Origin of the sequence: uncultured Collinsella sp. (assembly GCF_959026545.1) — a bacterium.
GTDB lineage: Bacteria > Actinomycetota > Coriobacteriia > Coriobacteriales > Coriobacteriaceae > Collinsella.
In genome coordinates, this window is record NZ_CAUFLV010000012.1 from 25,742 (window position 1) to 46,672 (window position 20,931).

14 protein-coding genes are annotated in these 20,931 nt (G+C 62.6%); 5 read left to right on the forward strand and 9 right to left on the reverse strand.

The features are described from left to right. The first annotated feature begins 37 nt into the window (after positions 1–37). Positions 38–1,507 carry a pyruvate kinase gene (pyk, locus tag Q5Q88_RS06725; protein WP_118652962.1) on the forward strand — a complete coding sequence of 490 codons (1,470 nt, stop codon included), beginning with the start codon at positions 38–40 and terminating at the stop codon, positions 1,505–1,507. Between the two features lie 172 nt (positions 1,508–1,679). Here the strand turns inward: pyk and Q5Q88_RS06730 are convergent, their stop codons facing one another. The 5 genes from Q5Q88_RS06730 to Q5Q88_RS06750 form a co-directional block, all read right to left on the reverse strand. Beyond that, a complete protein-coding gene (locus Q5Q88_RS06730) occupies positions 1,680–2,645 on the reverse strand; it encodes a hypothetical protein (RefSeq protein ID WP_302742462.1) in 966 nt (321 codons plus the stop codon). A gap of 146 nt (positions 2,646–2,791) precedes the next feature. Beyond that, on the reverse strand, positions 2,792–5,266 hold the full coding sequence (gene pheT / locus Q5Q88_RS06735) for a phenylalanine--tRNA ligase subunit beta (RefSeq protein WP_302742464.1): 2,475 nt from the start codon (positions 5,264–5,266) through the stop codon (positions 2,792–2,794). Between the two features lie 13 nt (positions 5,267–5,279). Next, positions 5,280–6,356, reverse strand: coding sequence for a phenylalanine--tRNA ligase subunit alpha (gene pheS / locus Q5Q88_RS06740; protein WP_294123018.1), 1,077 nt, complete (start codon positions 6,354–6,356; stop codon positions 5,280–5,282). Between the two features lie 466 nt (positions 6,357–6,822). Continuing rightward, positions 6,823–7,308 carry a hypothetical protein gene (locus Q5Q88_RS06745; protein WP_302742466.1) on the reverse strand — a complete coding sequence of 162 codons (486 nt, stop codon included), beginning with the start codon at positions 7,306–7,308 and terminating at the stop codon, positions 6,823–6,825. Beyond that, the gene (locus Q5Q88_RS06750) at positions 7,295–8,392 is read right to left on the reverse strand and encodes an amidase domain-containing protein (RefSeq protein WP_302742468.1); all 1,098 of its coding nucleotides are present in this window, start codon (positions 8,390–8,392) and stop codon (positions 7,295–7,297) included. Before Q5Q88_RS06750 ends, Q5Q88_RS06745 begins: the two co-directional genes overlap by 14 nt. Before the next feature lie 343 nt (positions 8,393–8,735). Here Q5Q88_RS06750 and Q5Q88_RS06755 point away from each other — a divergent pair, with 343 nt between their 5' ends. Further along, positions 8,736–10,253: a carboxypeptidase M32 gene (locus Q5Q88_RS06755; RefSeq protein ID WP_302742470.1), complete on the forward strand. Its 1,518-nt coding sequence runs from the start codon at positions 8,736–8,738 to the stop codon at positions 10,251–10,253. Positions 10,254–10,654: 401 nt separating this feature from the next. On the opposite strand, the gene Q5Q88_RS06760 is transcribed toward Q5Q88_RS06755, so the two are convergent. After that, complete coding sequence (locus tag Q5Q88_RS06760) at positions 10,655–11,722, reverse strand: DMT family transporter (RefSeq protein ID WP_233546056.1); 1,068 nt, start codon at positions 11,720–11,722, stop codon at positions 10,655–10,657. Positions 11,723–12,119: 397 nt separating this feature from the next. Between Q5Q88_RS06760 and Q5Q88_RS06765 the strand changes: the two genes are divergently transcribed. Both Q5Q88_RS06765 and Q5Q88_RS06770 read left to right on the forward strand, forming a co-directional pair. Then, positions 12,120–15,284, forward strand: coding sequence for an insulinase family protein (locus Q5Q88_RS06765; protein WP_302742473.1), 3,165 nt, complete (start codon positions 12,120–12,122; stop codon positions 15,282–15,284). Between the two features lie 73 nt (positions 15,285–15,357). Then, a complete protein-coding gene (locus Q5Q88_RS06770) occupies positions 15,358–16,134 on the forward strand; it encodes a 5-formyltetrahydrofolate cyclo-ligase (RefSeq protein ID WP_294123698.1) in 777 nt (258 codons plus the stop codon). Between the two features lie 294 nt (positions 16,135–16,428). Here Q5Q88_RS06770 and Q5Q88_RS06775 read toward each other — a convergent pair whose 3' ends face one another. From Q5Q88_RS06775 to Q5Q88_RS06785, 3 genes are read right to left on the reverse strand one after another with little or no spacing between them, the layout of a single operon-like run. Further along, positions 16,429–18,615, reverse strand: coding sequence for an FtsX-like permease family protein (locus tag Q5Q88_RS06775; protein WP_302742476.1), 2,187 nt, complete (start codon positions 18,613–18,615; stop codon positions 16,429–16,431). After that, positions 18,605–19,390: an ABC transporter ATP-binding protein gene (locus Q5Q88_RS06780; RefSeq protein ID WP_118653055.1), complete on the reverse strand. Its 786-nt coding sequence runs from the start codon at positions 19,388–19,390 to the stop codon at positions 18,605–18,607. The genes Q5Q88_RS06775 and Q5Q88_RS06780 overlap by 11 nt, the downstream gene beginning before the upstream one ends. Positions 19,391–19,444: 54 nt before the next feature. After that, positions 19,445–19,603, reverse strand: a complete 159-nt coding sequence (locus Q5Q88_RS06785; RefSeq protein ID WP_199588839.1) for a hypothetical protein — start codon at positions 19,601–19,603, stop codon at positions 19,445–19,447. Positions 19,604–19,787: 184 nt separating this feature from the next. Here Q5Q88_RS06785 and mutT point away from each other — a divergent pair, with 184 nt between their 5' ends. Continuing rightward, a complete protein-coding gene (mutT, locus tag Q5Q88_RS06790) occupies positions 19,788–20,921 on the forward strand; it encodes an 8-oxo-dGTP diphosphatase MutT (protein ID WP_302742479.1) in 1,134 nt (377 codons plus the stop codon). Positions 20,922–20,931: the final 10 nt, after the last annotated feature.

A 20,931-nucleotide genomic window follows, 5' to 3' on the forward strand; every position in this document is an offset into this window, starting at 1 on the left:
CAACGACGCCTGTTAATGACATCAGATGGAGGTCTGAATGCAGCAGAAACTTAAACGCACCAAGATCGTTTGCACCATGGGCCCTGCCTGTGACAACGACGAGACCATTCGCGAGATGATCAAGGCGGGCATGAACGTCGCCCGCTTCAACTTCTCCCACGGCTCCTACGAGGAGCACCAGGGCCGCATCGAGCGCGTCCGCCGTTGCGCCGCCGAGGTTGGCAAGCCCGTCGGCATCCTGCTCGACACCAAGGGCCCCGAGGTCCGCACCGGCCTGCTCGAGGATCACGCCAAGGTCGAGGTCCACGCCGGCGACAAGATCATCGTCACCGCGCAGCCCACGACCGAGGATTGGCTTGGCAACGCCTCCCACATTTCCCTCGACTACCTCAAGCTTCCTTCCGAGGCTGAGAAGGGCTCCATCATCCTGATCGACGACGGCCTGGTCGGCCTTGAGGTCGAGCGCATCGACGGCCAGGACATGCACTGCATCGTCATGAACAACGGCCTGATCGGCGAGCGCAAGGGCGTCAACATCCCCAACGTCGACATCTCCCTGCCCGCCGTCACCGAGCGCGATCGCCAGGACATCCTGTTCGGCCTCACCCAGAACATCGACTACATCGCCGCGTCGTTCATCCGTAACGGCAAGGCCGTCGAGGAGATCCGCGAGCTCTGCCTTGCCAACGGCGGCGAGCACGTTACGATCTTCCCCAAGATCGAGTGCGCCCTGGGCGTCGAGAAGTTCGACGAAATCCTCGAGGCTTCCGACGGCATCATGGTCGCTCGTGGCGACCTGGGTATCGAGATCGCGCCCGAGCTCGTTCCCCACATCCAGAAGGAGATCATCGCCAAGTGCAACGCGGCTTACAAGCCCGTTATCACCGCCACGCAGATGCTCGACTCCATGCAGCACAACCCGCGCCCGACGCGCGCCGAGGTTACCGACGTCGCCAACGCCATCCTCGATGGTACCGACGCCGTGATGCTCTCCGGCGAGACCGCAGCCGGCCAGTACCCGGTCGAGGCCGTTGCCATGCAGGCACGCATCGCCATCGAGACCGAGAAGTACATGCCTGCTCACGCCGAGCTCGCCATGCCCGAGAACGCGTCCGGCACCCGTGTCGTCAACAACGTCGTGGGCATGTCCGCCGTCCAGATGGCGACTGCCGTGGGTGCCAAGTGCATCACCGTGCCCACCACCACCGGCCGCACCGCTCGCCTGATCTCCCACTTCCGTCCGAACATGCCCATCTGCGCGTTCTCCCGCCACGAGTGGGCCGTTCAGCAGATGATCATGTACTGGGGCGTCATCCCGCGCCAGGCCGAAATCACCCAGGGCACCGTCAACGGCACCATCGTGAAGGCTGTCGAGACGGCCAAGGAGCTCGGCTTCGTCGAGAAGGGCGATCTCACCGTCGCGACCGCCGGCGATGCCCGTCTCTCCGTCGAGCTCGAGGGCAAGGTCTCCTCGACCAACCTCGCCTACGTGGCTCAGGTTCGCTAAGGCTCGCGCTACACGCATCCTTTCAAGCGATATCATCGCTGCAGAGGGGCTCGCTGGTTTGTCCAGCGAGCCCCTTCTTTGTCACCGGCCTCGCCGCATCTCCGCCCCCGGCCACGCCGCGCCTCACGACTATCCCATCAAGCCCAGAGAAGCCGCACATCGAGCGATACCCCTAAAGCCGCTCGCGAATGAGGCTCGCGGCGGTGCGTTGAACCTCGTTGAAGGTCTGAGCGAAAAACTCGCTGGTGAGCAAGCGGTATTCCGGTTCACCAACCAAGCTGTTGGTCCGCAGGATCTCATGAGCGATCGCCACTGTGTACAGCACCGAGCACTCATCAATCGCATACTGCGGGAATGCCGCGGCCGCATCGAGCAGGCGCGGAGTTGCAACGGGGAAGGCGTCGATGCGCAACGACTTGCCAAACTGATCGAAGTCCCCCTGCTTCTTAATACGGAAGTCGCGGCTGGGTTTTTGCCCCAGCTCGTCAAGGAAATCGCTGACGCGTTGGTTCCAGATGGTGTCGGCAAGCAGATGCGTCCAGGTGCCCAGCACCATGTCGAACTGAGAGCGGCGCGCATCCACAGCCTTGTCCGTCTCGCGGACGGCCTCGAAGGCCTGCACCTGAAGCGAGGCGGTGAGGGCGGGGTCGACCTTCAGCTCATAGTTCGGGGTGTGCGCGGGTGACACATGTGCCACCTCGCGCGCAAGCGAACCCGCCTCGATGATGAGGGCCTTCCTTGCCGCGGAGTCGGTGGGCCTTCCCGCCGCGTCGCTCGTGCACCCCCTTGCCACGTCATCGTCGGGCGTAAGGACGATCGTGCGGCCAGCAGAAGCACCGGGTGCGGCATTGGCACCATCGGCAAGCGCGTCGGTAATGCCCAACTCATGAGCCATGGGCGCCACATAGGTATGCCAAAACTCCGCCTCGCGGGGCTTAGGGATATGCTCGGGAGCGGCGAAATGCGTCACGCGATACGGGATGGGCTCGGCCACACTCGGCACCATGTAGCCCACGTAAATGTCGGGCACGAAGTTGCCAAACAGGAACGCGTTGCGATCCCGCACGACGCCCGCGAAGGGGCCGCCATCCTCAAGCAGCCCCTCCGCATGCGCGATATGTATGTTCCAGGATGGCATACCTCAATCTTCTCTCGCGTCGTCGTGCGCCCCAACCGCAGCGAAAACGTTCCCAGGTGCCCCAGATCCGGGCGAACGTAAAGGCGCGGTGTACTGAGGTACATAAGCCTTTAGGTTCGCCCGGAGGTGGGGTGCCTGGGAAAGCTTTAACTACGGACCTCGCCGCCAGTGGCCTTACACACCTTGGTCACGAGCTTGGAGTGAGCCTTCTCCACTTCCTCACTCGTGAGCGTGTGGTCGTCGGCGCGATAGGTGAGCGCGAACGCCATAGACTTCTTGCCCTCGCCCACGCGCTCGGCATCGCGGTACACGTCGAACAGGCGCACGCCCACCAGGAGTTTACCGCCGGCGGAGCGCAGACGGCGCTCCAGGTCCTCGCAGGTGACGGAGTCGTCGACCACGATGGCGAGGTCATGCTCGACGCTCGGGAACTGCGAGAACTCGCGATAGGCCTCCTGGGCCCCGGAGAGCTTGAGCAGCGCCTCGAGGTTGAGCTCGAACGCGACCACGGGGATATCGATGCCATAGACGTCGCGCGCGTCGGGGTGGATCTCGCCGACCCAGCCGAGCACGGTACCGCCGGAGAGAACCTCGGCACAGCGCCCAGGCTGCAGGAAGGCGTAACCCTCGCCCTCGGCGGCGCGGAAGCGGACCTTTGGGATGCGCATCTGCTCCAGCAGTTCCTCGACGACGCCCTTGCCGTCGAAGAAGCGCAGCGGCATGGGCTTGTAGTTCCACGTCACGTCGCCCATAGAGCCGGACATGACACCCGCGACGGCCTCGCGCTCCTTAGGGGCGCTTGCGTTCTCGCGGCCGAAGAAGAGGGTGCCGATCTCATAGAGCTGCACGTTCGCCGTGCTGTGTTTGATGTTGAACTCGACGGCCTGCAGCAGGCCGGGGATGAGCGAGCGACGCATCTCGGTCTGCTCAGCGACGAGCGGGTTCATGAGCTCGACGGCGCAGCCGCGGCCCTCCTCCGTCATGCCGATGCGCTCGAGGTCGCCCGGCGCGGCGAAGGAGAAGTTCATGGTCTCGTTGAGGCCGCAGGAGCGCAGGATCCGGCCGACCTTACGGGTGAGGCGCTGCTCGCGGGTGAGGCCACCGATGTGGTTCTTGGCGGCGGGGATGGTTGCCTCGACGCGCCCCATGCCCCACAGGCGCAAGACCTCCTCGATCAGGTCGATCTCGCGCGGGAGGTCGGGGCGGAAGGTGGGGGGCACGATGCTGTAGACGAGGCCGTCGCCCTCACCGGAGGCGGACATCTTGCAGCCCAGGCGGGTGAGGGAGCGCTCGATGAAGTCGGGGGCGATATCGGCGCCGCAGATGGCGTGCACGCGCGCGAGCCTGAGCTCGACAGGGGCGACCTCGCGCGGAGCCGGATAGACATCGACGCATCCGGGCGCGACCTCGCCGCCGGCGAGCTCCTCGATTAGGGCGCATGCCAGATTCGCCACGTCGGCGCATCCGGTCTCATCGACCTGGCGCTCGAAGCGGATGGAGGCGTCCGAAATGAGCGACAGGTCGCGACTCGTGTGGGAGGTGCGGCCCGCGTTGAAGCAAGCGCTCTCCACCAGGACGTCGACGGTGGCGTCGGTGACCTCAGAGTCCATGCCGCCCATGACGCCGGCGAGCGCCACCGGCGTGGCACCGCGCTCGCCCGTGGCGATAAGGCCCATGCCCGCCGAAAGCGTGCGCTCCACGTCGTCGAGGGTACGGAACCGCTCGCCCTCGCGCGCGGCGCGCACGGCCACGGCGCGCTTGCCGTCGCGCTCCTCGAAGGCGGAGAGGTCGAACGCGTGCAGGGGCTGGCCGGTGAGCATCATGACGTAGTTGGTGACGTCGACCACGTTGTTGTGGGTGCGGACGCCTGCCGCGTTTAGACGCTGGACGAGCCAGTCGGGCGAGGGGCCCACCTTGACGCCGCGCACCACGCGGGCGACGTAGCGGTCGCACAGGCCCTCGTCGATGAGCTCGACGGAGACGGTCTCAGCCGCGGACGCGCCGGCCTCGGCCTTGACCTGGGGAAGCTCCACGTGGAAATCGCGGTCGTAGATGGCGCCGACTTCGCGGGCGATGCCGATCATGGACAGGCAGTCGGGGCGGTTGGGCGTGATCTCGCAATCGAGGACCGTATCGGAGCTACCCAGATACTGGGCGAGCGGCATGCCCACGGGCGCATCCTCGGGAAGGATCCAGATGCCCTCGTGGTCGCCGGAGAGGCCGAGCTCGCGCTGCGAGCAGTTCATGCCGCAGGATACGACGCCGCGCAGCTTGCCCTTCTTGATGTGCACGTCGCCCGGCAGTTCCGCGCCGACCATGGCGGTCACGATGTGGTCGCCCTCGTTGAAGTTCTGCGCACCGCACACGATCTGCAGGGGCTCGGGGTTGCCGTCGGCGTCGACGTTGTTGGCGCCCACGTCGACCAGGGTGACCCACAGATGGTCGGAATCGGGGTGCGCCTCCTTGGAGACGACCTTCGCCGTGACGATCTTGTGATATGCCTCGCCCACCGTGTCGATGGACTCGACCTCGGTGCCGGTGCGGATGAACTCGCGGGCGAGCTCCGAGGGATCCTCCGGCAGCTCGACCATGCTGGACAGCCAGTCGTAAGAAACTTTCATCTCAAACCTCTTCTTAGAACTGATTCAGGAAGCGCATGTCACCGGTGACAAGCGTGCGCAGGTCGGGCAGGTCGTAGCGGAGCGCCGCGATGCGTTCGACGCCGGCGCCGAACGCGAAGCCGGAGTAGACGTCCGGGTCGATGCCGCAGTTGCGTAGGACGTTGGGGTCGACCATGCCGCAACCGAGGATCTCGATCCATCCAGAGTGCTTGCAGAAGGGGCAGCCCTCGCCACCGCACACGCCGCAGCTTACGTCGACCTCGCAGGAGGGCTCGGTGAACGGGAAGAAGTGCGGGCGGTAACGCGTGGCGCGGTCCTCGCCGAACATGCACTTGACGAAATAGTCGAGCGTGCCCTTAAGGTCGCCGAAGGTAATGCCGCGATCGACCACGAGGCCCTCAATCTGGTGGAACTGGGGCAGGTGGCAGGCGTCGGCCGTATCCGGACGGTACACGCGGCCCGGGGCGATCATGTAAATGGGAGGCTCCTGCGTCTCCATGGTGTGGATCTGCACGCCGGAAGTCTGGGTGCGCAGCAACACGTCGGACTCGCCGTGAGCGTGCTCCTCGGGGTGCGCCGCGGTGCCGGGGGCGTTGTCCTTTACGTAGAAGGTGTCGCGCGCAGAGCGGCTCGGGTGATCGAGCGGCGCGTTGAGGGCGGTGAAGTTGTACCAGCTGGACTCGACCTGCGGGCCGGTCTCGACGGTGTAGCCGATGCCACAGAACACGTCCTCAACTTCCTCGATGATCTGGTTGATGAGGTGCGCGTGACCGATCTGCGGACGGGCGCCGGGCAACGTGATGTCCACGGCCTCGGTCGCCATGAGCTCGGTGATGGCGGCGCGCTTGAGCTGCTTCATGCGGCCCTCAAGCAGCGTCTCGGCCATGCGGCGCATCTCGTTGGCGCGCTTGCCGAGCACCGGGCGCTCCTCGGGCTCGATCTTGCCCATCATGCGCATGAGGCCCGTGATCTCGCCTTTGCGGCCCATGAGCGCCACGCGCGCGGCCTCGAGTTTCTCCGCCGTCTCGGCGCTCTCGATCATCTCGCGGGCCCGCTGCTCGAGCTCCTCAAGTTCGTCGATCAGACTCATCTGTCCCCTCTCCTTCCGATCGTCGCCGCAGCGCGGCGCCGATGTGTTCCATAGAAAAATCCGCCCTCGGGATCGTGCGACCGCTCGCACTCCCAAGGACGGATCTGATTTCCGCGGTACCACCTTGATTGGCCGCCGGCTGTCCACCCGGCGAACCCTCTTTTGCCCGATGTCGCGCGGGCGCGCGGCTTCCCTACTCAGCGCGCAATTGGGGTCGGGTGCAGATCGCACGTCGCCCCGGTGCCATCGCGGCGCGGGAAGCCCCTCGCCGGAAAGCGGCCGTTCAGGTCGCAGCTCGGGAGTGAACTCAGGTCTCGTCGCCGCGGGTGGGCTTGCAGCCGGTGACCCTCCCTCTCTGTGCGGCGAGGCGGTGAGGCCCGACCTCTCCGTCAACGCAGTGGCCAAGATAATAGCACAACGGCAAATGCAGCCGCACTATAGATGTGATGCGCTCCCGGGCTATTTATCACAGCCGTTCAACCCGGTCGATGCCTTGCGCTCTATCGCTAAACATTCTGCCATTCCCAGCCAGCAGCGTGGCGACAAGTCCAGCCAACAATCCAGCAATATCGAGCGTTTTTGCAGTCCAGAATGCTGGAAAGGTCACATTTTCAAGGTACCAGATAAAAACTGACAGGAAAGAATTCGCATCATGAGAGCCCCATCCCCACATCGTCTGCAAGTCGTAAAACGTTAGAAGGGCAAAGCTCATCACCAATGTGGTACAAGGGTATCGTACATACTTGCCCCCCCATAGCCCCGCAAAAAAGAGCGCAAGGGACGTGGCTATTAACAGCCAGTCTACTTTTGTTGGATACTCCAATCCTTTGTATGAAAAGCCAGGCAATCCGTAAAACTGCTCAGTAACTCGAAGGTAGTAGCTAGAAGCCAAAAGTACCGTGGCGGCAACCGCCAGCAATCCCGCTAATACTTTTCGCCTACCTCCGAACATAGCCGTAGTTCGACTTTCCATCATGGGTCGCCCAGCCATTGATCTTATCGCTCACATCAGCATGATAATCTTGAGTGTGCTGAGCGACATGATAGTCCCTATAGCCACCTGGACCTGTACCGTTCCCCGGAACCATTACATAGCCAACATGATCCCAGTCCCCATCTTTTCCGAAATCCAATGCGATGAAGTCCCCTTCTTGAATCGTGAAAGAAAAGTCGAGGTGGTCTGAGCCGCAATTTTTGACCCCAAAATACTTCATGAATTCATCAGCAAGCGTCCAGGTCCTTGATTGTAGATGCTGACCCCAATCATTTCTATGCCACCAACCGACATGGACGCTGTTGTAATCGCCGCCGGAAACCTGAGGTTCTCCCCCGCTTTCAAGAATCTGAGATGCAAAGTTGGTGCAATCCGAGTCAAAACTTGGATACTTCGGATTGCGCTTCGTCGAGTAGGTGAGCGCGTACTCGAAAGCTGCATTAGAATCGAAACTCCGAACCGCAGTCGAGTGTCTGGCAGATGCAATTTCAGTCCACCCGGAAAGCTCTTCAAATGATGCGCTAGGCAACGTTAGCATCAACTCACGTGCTTCTTCGCCTGGATCGGCAGACTCAAGCCTAGTGATTGCTTCGATATTTCTCTCATCATTTTCAAAAATATCAAAAAACAATCGCAGCTCAGAAACGCGCTCATCAGATTCGCAATACCAAGCCGGCCTGTCAGGAGAATCGAGGAGCGCCATAGAGAGCTCCGCATAGCGTGCCCAATTATTGCCATCGATTGGGTCCAACGCATACGCTTTCATCACCGCCTGGAGAGCTTCGTTCCTCCTTATCGAAGACAAAGCCTCTGATGGGAAGTCAAAGGTAGGATACAAAGGAACGAATGCCCCATCTATCCCAGCTTCAATTTTCGAAGAAACGGTTCCGAATTCCCGCGGTAAATCGATCTGCGCATTCGCGACCGGCTTCTCAATTGCTTGAAATTCAACTGTTTCTTGCGCACCAATAGGACACGGATTAAAGACAGAAGACGATAGAAATAAAACGAACAGAACGAACGCTGACACAATCATTTTCATAATGAACTCCTTAGCATTGGTGTGCGACCAATTGCTTATGCTTCACAAAGGCCCAGAAGCTTGCTCACCCCATCCCTATCTCTATCTCATCTGATTCAATGCTCTACTTTTCCCGACAGCCTAATATCCTCTCGTTGTCCCCTATCTGGGACAATTACATTAGACATTAATATTTATATATTATGATAACACTTCACAACTGAATATATTGCACCAGCCCTACTAAATTGAAAGACAGGCGAGATGAAATGGGGAGGGTCAGTGCCGCCCGTCACTACGTTCGGAAGACAAACGGGTACACTCAAAGGAAGCAACCGTACTTAACCTATCTCAAGGAGGCCCCATGGCAACTGCAGAAGAACTGACCGGCCGCCTTCGCGCGCTCGAGTCCAAGCTCTGGACCCGCGAGTACCTCATGAAGATCGCCGAGTTCGACGGCGCAACCATCGCGCCCGAGAACGGAGCGGCCGCACGCGGCGACGCGATGGGCGCGCTCGCCGGCGAGCATCACGAGCTCCTTACCAGTGAGGACGCCCGCGCGCTCATCGCCGAGCTCGAGACCGCCGTGGCCGCCGGCGAGCTCACCGATCCGCAGGTCGTCGCCGAGGTGCGCGCACTCGCCCGCGACCAGCGCGAGGCCGTCGCCCTGCCCACCGAGGAGGTCGAAGCCTGGAGCCGCCTCACCTGCGAGGCCGACGCCGTCTGGCACAAGGCGAAGGGTGCCAACGACTGGGCGAGCTTTGAGCCCTACGTGGACCGCATCGTCGAGACCCTCAAGCGCCACGCCGGCTACATGGACCCCACGCGCGACCCCTACGACGTGTGGCTCGACCAGTACGAACGCGGCATGGACGCTGCCGCCTACGACCGATTCTTCGAGGCCGTGCGCCAAACCGTCGTACCGCTCGTACATGCCATCGGTGAACGCGGCGAGCAGCCCAACGCGCCGTTCCTCACCGCACACGTCCCCGACGCCGTCCAGCGCGCGATGTCCTTCGACCTCATGAAGCTCGTGGGCCTCGATCTCGCGGACACCTGCCTCGCCTTCACCGAACACCCCTTCTCTGAGGGCTTCGCCGTGGGCGACGCGCGCGTTGCCACCCACATCTACGAGGACAACCTGCTCTCCAACGTGTACTCCGTCATCCACGAAGCGGGGCACGCGTCCTATGAGCTGGGCGTCAACCCCGCGTACGCGCGCACGTGCCTGGAGGGCGGCACCTCGCTTGGCATTCACGAGAGCCAGAGCCGCTTCTTCGAGAACACTGCGGGCCGCAGCCGTGCGTTTATGACGCCGCTGCTCGCCCTGTTGCGCAAGCATGTACCCGAGGTCTATGGCAGCGTGAGCGAGGATGAGCTGTACCGTGCGGTCAACATCGCCACACCGTCGCTCATCCGCACCGAAGCCGACGAGCTCACGTACCCGCTCCACATCATGATCCGCTACGACATCGAGCGTATGCTGTTCGCGGGCGAGGCGACCGCCAAGGACGTGCCGGCGCTGTGGGCCAAGCTCACCAAGCAGTACCTGGGCCTCGATGTCCCGAATGACACCCTTGGCGCGCTGCAGGACACTCATTGGAGCGGCGGCAGCTTTGGCTACTTCCCAACCTATGCCCTGGGCTCGGCATACGACGCCCAGTACGTGCCCGCCATGGAGCGCGCGGGCGTTGACCTGGAAGGCGCCTGCACGGCCGGGGACCTCGCCCCCGTGCGCGCGTGGCTGCGCGAAAACATCTGGCAGTGGGGTCGCGGCAAGGACGCGGGCGAGCTGGTCGAGGATGCGTGCGGCGCGCCGTTCAACGCCGCCTTCTACTGCGACTACCTGGCAAAGAAGTTCGGCGAGCTCTACCGGCTGTAGCACCCGTGCGAGCCCACAACCTCAACGGTCTGCGTTGGGCATAGCGACTCACATGAGCCCTCATACCGATTAATGACCGTGCCACGCCTTTCCAGTAGGAACCGTGAGCACCAAAGGAGGCGCCGCTCGGTCTTTTAGTGACCGAGCGGCGCCTCCGTGCGCCCCCATCAGACGAAAATACGCAAATGCGGGGATAATAATCGGTCCCTTGAAGTAGCCACACAATGCGCGCCCAATCTACCTGCTGGTTTTCTGCGGGCATAACGCCAGCTACTCGGCCCTCCCTTTTTTATCCCCGCATTTGCGTATTTTGCTGGCGCAAGAGGCATCCACGCATCAGAAAACACCCACGAACCCAGTATCAGCATGAGAGAGAACGCTGCCGCGCAGCGCGGCCAGGGCTACACCGTTAAGAACACCATCACGATGATGAGGGCAAAACCAACCAGATCCGTGGGCGCGAACACGGTGCCCAAAACAAGCGCGCTCGTGACCGTGGCGGACACCGGCTCAATCGTACCGATGAGGCTCGCCCGCACGCTTCCAATATCCTTAACGCCCTGCATATACAGGTTGTACGCCAGGAAAGATCCAACCACGATAAGCACGGCAAGCGCGAGCCAGCCCTCCGGATCGAACGCCGGAATACTCTGCCACGGCTGCACAAACGCCGAGAGCACAATCCCCGATGCGAACATCGCGGTGCCTGTGACAATGGATGAGCCATAGACCGGCAGAATCTTCGCAGGCACAATCGACATGCAGGCGGCGCCCACCGCCGAGATCAAGCCCACGGCCAGCCCCTCGGGCGGAATCACGAGCGTGCTGGGGTCGCCACCCGTGGCGATGAGGAACGCGCCCGCAAATGCCAAGACCACGCCCGCGAGCTCGCGGCGGCGTGGGAGCCGGCGCGTGACAATGCAGGTATATACCATGATGAGCACGAGCTGAAGGCACTGCATGACGGTCGCAGTGCCGGCGTTGGTCAAGCGAACCGCAAGCAGATAGGAAAACGAGTTGCCAAACACACCGAACAGGGTGAACACTGCCATGACCGCCAGGTGGCGCGGGTTCTTGAGCAGCTGCACAAAGCGAACGCGGTCGAACAGCAGAATGACGACCATGAACATAGCACCAGCGAGAAGCTGGCGTATGCTGAGCAGCCAAATGGTGTCGATCTGGTAGTGCGCGAACAGGTAGCTTGCAGACGTACCGGAAAAGCCCCAAAAGATACCGCCGAACAGCGTGGCGAGCACCCCAACGAGCAGACGGCGTGAATCCCGGTCGTTCAGACGCTCGCGCATCGAGCGCCGTGCCGCGCGTGAGGCAGCATCCGCATCGGCCCCCGGCTTGATGGACGATGCCAGACCCATGCGCTCACGCTTCTCGAAAGCAGCAACCTCAGCAGCCTTGCCTGCGTCTTCGATGTCGTCGCCGCAGCCGCGCGATTCCATCTTTCCGTTCGTCATGCATCCCCCATCTCGTCGTCTTGCGGGACAACGATACCTCAAGCCAAGCGCGCCCATTGAGCAAACCATCGCCTCTAGCGAAAGATATGGACCCTTTGCCTGAGATAACGAGAGCCGAATTGCTCGGAGACGCCCATTTCTAGGGGGCAACGCCCGCCGGAAGCGCATGCTGCACAGGAGACGCGTGCCGCAGCGGAGGCGTGTGCCGCAGCGGAGGCGTGTGCTGTATCGGAGGCGTGTTCTGTATGTCTAGCAGCATTTGAAAGAGTCGGTGTGGGCGCGAGGTGAGCATGTTCCGCGGCAGGGACGGATCGCAAGCGCGGAGTGCCAGACCGCCGAGCGGGTATACTGGGCGAAGCGACCAACGTAGCAAACACTCTCCATAAAGGAGCTTCGCATGAACCAGCCGGTCTCCACCTGCAAACAAACCTCCCCCTGCGATGAAGCCCCCACGCGCCCGCATGCCTCTGTCCGCGACCGCGCCTCCCAGCTGCTCACACCCGGCGTAACCGTGTCCGGCTTCACCGTCACCACGGCCAAACCCCTCGCCGAATTCGACGCCGACGCCTACGTGCTGCACCACGAGGCATCCGGCGCCCGTCTGCTCTACCTCGCCTGCGAAGACGAGAACAAGGCGTTCGCCATCGGCTTCAAGACCCCGCCCACCGACGACACCGGCGTGTTCCACATTCTCGAGCACTCGGTCCTGTGCGGGTCGGCCAAATTCCCCGTCAAGGAGCCCTTCGTGGACCTCATCAAGAGCTCCATGCAGACGTTCCTCAACGCCATGACGTACCCGGACAAGACGGTCTACCCCGTGGCAACGACCAATGAGCAGGATCTGCTGAACCTCATGGACGTCTACATGGACGCCGTGCTCAACCCCGCGATCTACACTAAACGCGCCATCTTCGAGCAGGAGGGTTGGCACTACGAGCTCGACGTCCCCGAAGGCGCTCCGCTCGAGCAAGGCACCCTGCGCTACAACGGCGTGGTGTTCAACGAGATGAAAGGCGCACTGTCCGACCCGATGAGCGTCCTCGACGACGCCGTCAACCGGGCGCTGTTCCCCACCACGGCGTATGCCTGCGAGTCGGGCGGCGACCCGCGCGCCATCCCGCAGCTCACCTACGAGCACTTCCTCGACACGCATGCGCGCCATTACAACCTGGCGAACAGCTACATCGTGCTGTACGGCGACATGGCGGTCGAACGCGAGCTCGCGTTTTTGGACGAGCGCTACCTGGGCGACGAGCCGCGCATCCGCGATGAGCGCGCCCGCGCCCGGGCGCTGGCAGAAGCGCGCAAGGCGTCTGACGCAGCTGAGCCCACCGGGGTCGTTGGGGCCGACGGGACCGCAACCGCCGCGTGCGCACCCGTCACCATCGGGGAGCCCAACCCCCTCACGCGGCAAGAGCCCGTCACCTGCGATTACGAGCGCGTCGACATGCCCACCACTCCCGAGAACGCACTGGTGGGTATGGCGTACGTGCTCGGCGACGTCGCCGACCGCAAGCGCCTCATAGCCGCGGACATCATGTTCGACGCCCTGCTCGGAACCAACGAAGCCCCCGTCAAGAAGGCGATCCTCGCTGCGGGCTTGGGCGGCAACGTGGTGAGCTACACCTCGGGCGACCAGCTGCAGCCCCACACACTCATCATCCTGCAGAACGCCAAGCCGGGTGTCGCGCGCGAGTTCCGCCGCGTGATCGAGGACGCCTGCCGCGACCTGGTGGAAAACGGCATCCCGCGCGATCGCCTCGCCGCCGTCCTCGCCAGTGAGGAATTCGACCTGCGCCAGCGCGACTTTGGCATCGCTGACGGCGTCGCCATCGCGTGCGACGCGCTCGGCACGTGGCTCTATGAAGACACCGACGCCGCAGCCACACGGGCGCTCGAGTACGGCAAGGTCTACGCCGAGCTCAAGCAGGCACTGAGCACCACGTACTTCGAGGACCTGCTGCGCGAGATCGTGCTCGAAAGCGGCCACCATGCGCTGGTGGAGCTCGTCCCCGTCGCCGATGACGCGCGCGCCGCGCGCGAGGAGGCAGACGAACTCGCCGCGGCAAAGGCAGCCCTCGACGAGGCGGGGCTCCAGCGCATCGTGGAGGACGTTGCCGAGCTGCGCGAGCGCCAGGAGGCCGAGGACGCGCCCGAGGCCAAGGCGACGCTGCCGCGCCTGCGCGTGAGCGACATCGGGCCCGCGCGCCCCGAGCCCCAGCTCGTCCTGAACAAGCAGACCCCCATCCCCTGCCTGCGCCACGACCTGCCCACGCATCAGCTCGCGTACGCCCTCACCTACTTCGACCTGTCGCACCTCGCATTCTCCGAACTCCCCTACGTCACGGTCCTCGCCCGTCTCATGCAGCAGCTCGCGACCGAGCGCATGAGCGCAGGCGAGCTCGACAGCTACATCGGCGCGAACCTCGGCTTCCTCTCCTTCACCACCGAGGTCGCCACACAGCCCAACTGGAAGCTCGCGCGCCCGCGCCTGCTGGTCTCCGCGGGAGCCCTGTCCGAGAAGATGGACGCCCTGGCGAGCATCCCGCGCGAGGTCTGGGCGACCACGATCTTCGAGGACACCGACCGCATGCGCGACGTGCTCACGCAGATGCGCATCGGCATGGAGCAGGGCTTCCTCATGAACGGACACAGCGCCGCGCTCGCGCGCGCCATGTCCTACGTCTCGCCGGCTGCCGTGCTCACGCAGCAGCTTTCCGGCATCGACTTCTACCGCTTCCTACGCGACCTGCTCGAACATTTCGACGAGCGCAAAGACGCGCTGTGCGACACCCTACGCGACCTGCGCGAGCGCATCTTCACGTCGACCGGCGGCATCGCAAGTTTCACCGGCTCCGATGAGGACTTCCGGCGCTATTGGGCGGCCGCGGGTGACCTGGGCCTCGCCCCCCGCACCGCGCCCGCCAAGGAACTCTACGTGCCGTGGCCCGAGGACAAGCATGAGGCCTTCGTCATTCCCAGCGATGTGAGCTACCTCGCCCGCGCCTGCGACCCACGCGTGCTGGGCATCGAGACCGACGGCGTATGGAGCGTCGCCTCCAACGCCCTATCCTACGATTACCTATGGAACGAGATCCGCGTGAAGGGCGGTGCCTACGGCTGCGGTTTCCGCTCGCCGAGCCCGCGCCACGCGAGCTTCTACACGTACCGCGACCCCGCCATCGACCCGTCGCTCGCGCGCATCGCGGCCTCCGGCGACTGGCTCACGTCGTTTGCGCCCGACACTCAGACCTTCGAGGGCTTCATCGTGAGCTGTGTTTCGGGTGTTGACGCGCCGATCAAGCCCTACGCGCTTACCAAGCGTCGCAACGCCGAATACTTCTGCAAGACGCCGCCCGAGCAGCGCTCCGTGCGTCGGCGCCAAATGCTCGAGGCGACCCCCGAGGCGCTTCGGGCGTTGAGCGACGACGTCAAGCGCATCGCGAACGATGCCCCCGCCTGCGTATTTGCCGGGCGCGACGTGATCGAGGCGAGCAATGCGAACTGGAACGTCGTTGATCTGCTGAGCGACACATGCGACACATGCGGGGAGGAGGCGTAAAGCAGCCCCCTCTCCCGCGCGGCCGCACGTGGCAAGCGGTAGAATGGACAGACGAAGACGAGAGGACCGTGCAATGGCAACTGCAAAACATACGAAGACGCCGGCCACAACGGAAAGCGCTCCCCGCGAAAAGCCCAGTGCTGCTGAACAGGAGATTCTCGAACAAAAGAGCGACGTGCGCCGCGCAATCATCGAGTGCCGCCAGGAGCTGCGCCCGAGCGCCCGCTCGACGAAATCACGCGAGATATGCAACAAGCTGCTCGACCAGTTACGCGCCAGCGGTATCAAGAGCAAAAACGGACAGCCCCCAACGCTCGCAGTGTACGCGGCACTGCGCTATGAAGTCGATCTCGATCGCTTCATTCGCGGGGCATACGCATACGGGTACCGCATTGTGTTCCCGTGCATGATCCCTAACGCCGCACAGGGAGCCATGTGCATGCGCTCCGTCTCGTGCAACAACTACTTGGGCGGAAACGTGCCGTTCATCGTTGACCCGCGCAAGCCCTGGGGACCCGCTGTGACCGAAGAGCACCAGACGTACACCAGCACGCGTGCGGGCGCGACGCGCCGCTTCATCCCCTCGCGCATCAAGGGCAGCGTTCCCCCCAAGGACGACACGCGCTTCCCGGTTGTGCCCCCATCGGAAATCGATTTGGTCATTGTGCCCGCCGTCGCATTTGACGCTCAAGGCAACCGCTTGGGCTACGGACGGGGCACCTACGACCGCTACCTGCCGCAACTGCGCGAGGATTGTCAGCTTTTGGGCGTCGCGTTCGTCGAGCAGGAGGTCGATCGGGTTCCCTGTGATGAACACGACCGCAAGGTCCCGCAGTTCATTACGGCATAAAAATGGGTCCGGCATCCTATTGCGCCGGACCCATTTTTCTATTTCATGCCGCTGGCACCAATGCCGCCCTGCCGCCGCTCGCACGCCGAAGGTTCCGACGTGCGCGAGCTGATAACTGCCGCCACGCCTACGACCAACATAGCCGTGTCTACCAAAACGGCAATCGCCTCGAACACCTGCAAACACCTCCCACATCGGTACGAATACAACCTCTCCGCGAAGCGTTAACGCCTCCAGAGCGAACAGGGCGTTGCGCCTGCGCACGGGAACCCCTCGCAGGCGCCGCCCGAGTGCCTACTGCGCATGGCGTAGGCGTATCGAATCTTGGACAATGCCCTTGCTCATGAAATACGTGACCACAAAATAGCCGCCGTAGCACAGTAAGAAGATGCCGCACGTCACGCCCACGGTCCCGCCAATCGACATACCGCCGAACAGCGCCACGATCTCGATGACCACCTGCAGCGCCACGAAGGAGTGCGCAACACCCATCAGCAGCGGGAACACAAAGAAGATCGCCTGCTGCACCAAAACGGAGCGCATGATCTCGCGGTTGGACGTGCCCAGCTCGGATAGGATGCGGCAGTTCTTGCCGGAGTCTGCCACGCCCGAGAGCTGCTGGATCGTGAGAATCGCCGCGCATGCCACGACAAGCACGAAGCCGATATAGATGGCCAGGTAGCTGATGAGACCGTTCATGGAGTTCGTGGACTCGTAGCTCTGGGCACGCGTGGCCTCCATGCCCCAAATCGCGCTTTCGGACCCGTCTGCGTTCAGGATCTGATCCCACGAGCGGTCCTGACGTACGTAGCCCTCCGTCTCGTCGTACGTGAGGCCCTCGCGGTAGTCGCCCAAGAAGTAGCTCGTGTACAGCGGCAGGCCGCTTGCATCCACCAGCTCGTCCGGCACGACGATCGTGCCTGAATTGCTGCCCATCGAGGAGTTGAAGAAGGAGCTCGCGGCCTCGTCCACACTCGCGGCGGCGGGGCGAAGCACGCGTCCGCCAAGCTCGATCTCCACGCCCTCGCGCATGTCGGCGTTATAGATCTTGTTCAACGACTCGCCCATGTCGCTCGTGATGAGGTAGCCAGTGTCGCCCAGATCGACGCGCTCTTTACCACGGAAGTCGAGATAGCGGTTGTAGTCGCTCTCCTTCATGACCGCCAGGCCCATCATGCTCGCATTGCTCGAATTCGTGCCCTTGGGCATGGGCATGTCCACCGCAGCGGCAAGATCATTCAGGCTCACCAACGGCAACTCGGTGCCTATCGGTCGCGAGTCGTAGATTTCCACCTGGACGTACCTGCCCAAAATGCCCGCAAGGTCGAAGGGACGCTCCTCGGATGTGCCCTTATCGATGACGTTACTCCGGCTCAGCTCCAGGATGTCCACGGGCTCGGTCGCAAGCTTCATGGGCACGTCGCCCGTATATGTGGGGTCGTTCACCACGTTCTCGCCAAGGTACATAACCACGCGCGAATAATCGGCGATCGTGCTGCGCTCCACGCTCGTGTTCATCACGCTGGCAATGGACATGCCGCCCGTCACGCTCGTGATGGCTAGGAACAAAATCATCGAGATGATGGCCATGGAGAAGCTCACCGTGTTCACCTTTGCGGACAGCTGGCGCACGGTGAACATGTTAAGGCCCCTCCAATACAGACCGCGCGCGGCCTGGAGCACCTTGAGCAAGAACCCGGACAGACCAAAGAAGAACAGAATCGTGCCCACAACCACAATGCCCGTGGTGAGCATGAACTGATTCATGGCGGCTTCGATCTCGCTTGGCGCGCTGTCAATGGGCAGGCCGTCACGCAGCAGCCGGAAGTACGCAATGCCGATGAGTGCGGTGCCCAGGATGAATATCGCCGCGGACACGATCGGGTTGCGCATCTTGATGGCCTCATTCTTGCGACCGGCGCTCATGAGGTCGATCACCTTGGCACGACGCACCACGCGCAGGTTGAACACGAGCGTCACCAGGAAAATCGCAACCAGGCAACCCACCGTGATCAAAAATGCCGGCACCGAGAAAAAGAAATGGAAGTCACGGATCTGCGTTTTGAACAGTGACGCCGTGAAGAAGGTCATGAGCTGGGAGAATCCCACACCCAGCGCGATGCCGAGTACAAGGGCCGCACCGGAGACGATGGCCGTCTCGAGGGCCATCACGCGCGACACCTGGCCACGACTCATGCCAAGGACCTGATACAGGCCGAATTCCTTCTTGCGTCGTTTCATGATGAAGTTGTTCGCGTACACCATGAGAAAACCCATAAGCGTAGCGAGGAACATGGTGAGTCCGGACATGATGGTGCTTAGGAGTTCGGGCATACCCTCTTCCTCAAGCACCAGATCCGCCTGAACGGAAATGGTGTTGAACGCGTAGAACACCGTGACGGCAAGCGTGAGCGTGAGCAGGTAGACCAAGTAGTCCTTACCCGCACGGCGCACGTTGCCCCAAGCGAGTTTACAGAGCATCGGAGCCCTCCCCGCCCATCATGGCCACGACCTCCATGATGCGGTCGAAGAACTCGCGGCGCGGGCTGTCTCCGCGGCGGAGCTCGGTAAAAATGCGCCCGTCGCGGATGAACAGCACGCGGTTGGTGTAGCTCGCGGCAAAGCTGTCGTGCGTGACCATAAGCACGGTTGCCTGGTACGCATGGTTCATGTTTTCGAGGCTCTCGAGCAACAGGCGGGCGTTCTTGGAGTCGAGGGCGCCCGTGGGCTCGTCGGCCAGGATGACGGCGGGGTCGGTCACCAGGGCACGGGCAGCCGCCACGCGCTGCTGCTGTCCGCCGGACATCTGGTAGGGATACTTATCGAGCACGCCCGCGATGTCCAGACGCTGTGCCACTTGTTCAACGCGCGCAAGGGTCTCCTTGGCGGGCGTGCGCGCGATGGTGAGCGGTAGGGCGATGTTCTCGCGCGCGGTAAGCGTGTCGAGTAGGTTCGAATCCTGGAAAATAAAGCCCAGCTGCTCGCGACGGAAGCGCGTGAGCTTGGCCTGCTTGAGACGCGTTACGTCCGCCCCGTTGATGATGACGCTGCCGCTTGTCACGGTGTCGATGGTAGACACGCAGTTGAGCAGTGTCGATTTGCCGGATCCCGATGCGCCCATGATACCCACGAACTCGCCCTTATTCACCGTGAACGACACATCGGCGAGCGCGCGCGTGACGTTGTTGCGACTGCCGTATACCTTCTCGACGTGGCGCACCTCAAGGACGGGAGCGGCCTGTGCCTCAAATGCCATGTGAATCATTCCTCTCTCTTTAACAATCTTGCCAGAGCGCGGCCAAATAGCTGACTAGCGGCTTACCAGCGCAAGCAATGCGAGCATGCCCGATGCCATGAGCGCCATCACGCACAGCCACACCGTCATCTCAACCTGGCTCATGCTCGCCTGAACGAGCGCGGGCTCACCCTGAACAATCGCGGCGTCCATCTTCATCATCATGTCCTTCATCGTAAACGTCCTTTCCCATCTGCTCGCGCACACTGGCGCGCTGGTCTTTTTCTTCGACCCCTATACTCGCAGCAACCCCCGTGCACAACCATCGATTTGGCTTACAGAAGGGTTGCATTCGTGTAAGGTTGCTTGTGGAAAACGGAAGCAGCGATTGGAAGCATCGCAAAGCGAGGTGACGTGCATGAAGAACGTTCGCGTGGCGGCGGGCATTATCCAGCGCGAGGGTGGCGAAGTTTTGGCCGTTCAACGCGGATATGGCAGCATGGCAGGCATGTGGGAGTTCCCCGGCGGCAAAATTGAGAACGGCGAGACGCCGGAGGAAGCGTGCAGGCGAGAGCTGCTCGAGGAGCTGCAGGTGCGCGTCACTAACTTGCAAGATTTTTACACCCTCGAGTACGACTACCCCGACTTCCATCTTTCGATGAACTGCTTCTTTTGCCAAATTGCCGAAGATGAAGGGGAGCCTCAGGGCAACGACCGTCAACGCGAACTGCGCTGGGTACCGCAGGTCTCGCTCGCGACGCTGGAATGGATGCCGGCCGATATCGAGCTTGTGGAACTCCTCGAACAGCTCGCGCGGAAATCGAACGGCGAAGGGGCCCGTCAGCCTAAGACGAGCGACGAGGTCGGCAAGGAGCATGAGGGCAGGACGCGCGCCAGCAAAAAACGCGCTCGAAAGAAGCGCGCCCCGAAGAAGCCCGACCTCCTCGACGGCATCGACACCTCGCAGCTGACCGCCGGCCAAACCGCCCTGGTCCGTCGCCGCGCCGCTGTGCGCAAATCCATGCAGGGCAACAAGCGGCGCGACACCAAGCCCGAACTTCTTGTACGCCAACGGTTGCGTGCCGCCGGGCTCACCGGCTACCGCCTCGACTGGGCAAAGGCCCCCGGACGTCCCGACATCGCCTTCCCCGGACGCAAGATCGCCATCTTCGTCAATGGCTGTTACTGGCACCGCTGCCCCAACTGCAATCCAAGCGTCCCCAAGAAGAACGTCGAGTTCTGGGAAGCGAAGTTCCGCCGTAACGTCGAGCGTGACCAACGCGCGCTCGACGAGCTCAAGGCACTGGGCTGGACCGCCATCACCATTTGGGAATGCGAGCTCAAGCGCGACTGCATCGATGAGACAATGGAGTGCGTGATTGAGCGCGTGCGCGCGGCAAGCACCGGTACGAGCACGGACAAGGCAGCAGCTGAGTCGCAAACCGCCCCAATCGCCTCAGACGCCCCTGCCGAACCGAACGCCTCGCCAACGCCGGATGCCGCCTCGATTTTGACAGACGCCCCAATCCACGACCCCTCGCCCACCAAGTAAGGAGCCCATC

What these genes read in the sequence shown, in the direction of transcription:
- pyk (WP_118652962.1), top strand. Translation starts at nt 38, where the DNA reads ATGCAGCAGAAACTTAAACGCACCAAGATCGTTTGCACCATGGGCCCT.
- Q5Q88_RS06730 (WP_302742462.1), bottom strand. Translation starts at nt 2,645, where the DNA reads ATGCCATCCTGGAACATACATATCGCGCATGCGGAGGGGCTGCTTGAG.
- pheT (WP_302742464.1), bottom strand. Translation starts at nt 5,266, where the DNA reads ATGAAAGTTTCTTACGACTGGCTGTCCAGCATGGTCGAGCTGCCGGAG.
- pheS (WP_294123018.1), bottom strand. Translation starts at nt 6,356, where the DNA reads ATGAGTCTGATCGACGAACTTGAGGAGCTCGAGCAGCGGGCCCGCGAG.
- Q5Q88_RS06745 (WP_302742466.1), bottom strand. Translation starts at nt 7,308, where the DNA reads ATGTTCGGAGGTAGGCGAAAAGTATTAGCGGGATTGCTGGCGGTTGCC.
- Q5Q88_RS06750 (WP_302742468.1), bottom strand. Translation starts at nt 8,392, where the DNA reads ATGAAAATGATTGTGTCAGCGTTCGTTCTGTTCGTTTTATTTCTATCG.
- Q5Q88_RS06755 (WP_302742470.1), top strand. Translation starts at nt 8,736, where the DNA reads ATGGCAACTGCAGAAGAACTGACCGGCCGCCTTCGCGCGCTCGAGTCC.
- Q5Q88_RS06760 (WP_233546056.1), bottom strand. Translation starts at nt 11,722, where the DNA reads ATGACGAACGGAAAGATGGAATCGCGCGGCTGCGGCGACGACATCGAA.
- Q5Q88_RS06765 (WP_302742473.1), top strand. Translation starts at nt 12,120, where the DNA reads ATGAACCAGCCGGTCTCCACCTGCAAACAAACCTCCCCCTGCGATGAA.
- Q5Q88_RS06770 (WP_294123698.1), top strand. Translation starts at nt 15,358, where the DNA reads ATGGCAACTGCAAAACATACGAAGACGCCGGCCACAACGGAAAGCGCT.
- Q5Q88_RS06775 (WP_302742476.1), bottom strand. Translation starts at nt 18,615, where the DNA reads ATGCTCTGTAAACTCGCTTGGGGCAACGTGCGCCGTGCGGGTAAGGAC.
- Q5Q88_RS06780 (WP_118653055.1), bottom strand. Translation starts at nt 19,390, where the DNA reads ATGGCATTTGAGGCACAGGCCGCTCCCGTCCTTGAGGTGCGCCACGTC.
- Q5Q88_RS06785 (WP_199588839.1), bottom strand. Translation starts at nt 19,603, where the DNA reads ATGAAGGACATGATGATGAAGATGGACGCCGCGATTGTTCAGGGTGAG.
- mutT (WP_302742479.1), top strand. Translation starts at nt 19,788, where the DNA reads ATGAAGAACGTTCGCGTGGCGGCGGGCATTATCCAGCGCGAGGGTGGC.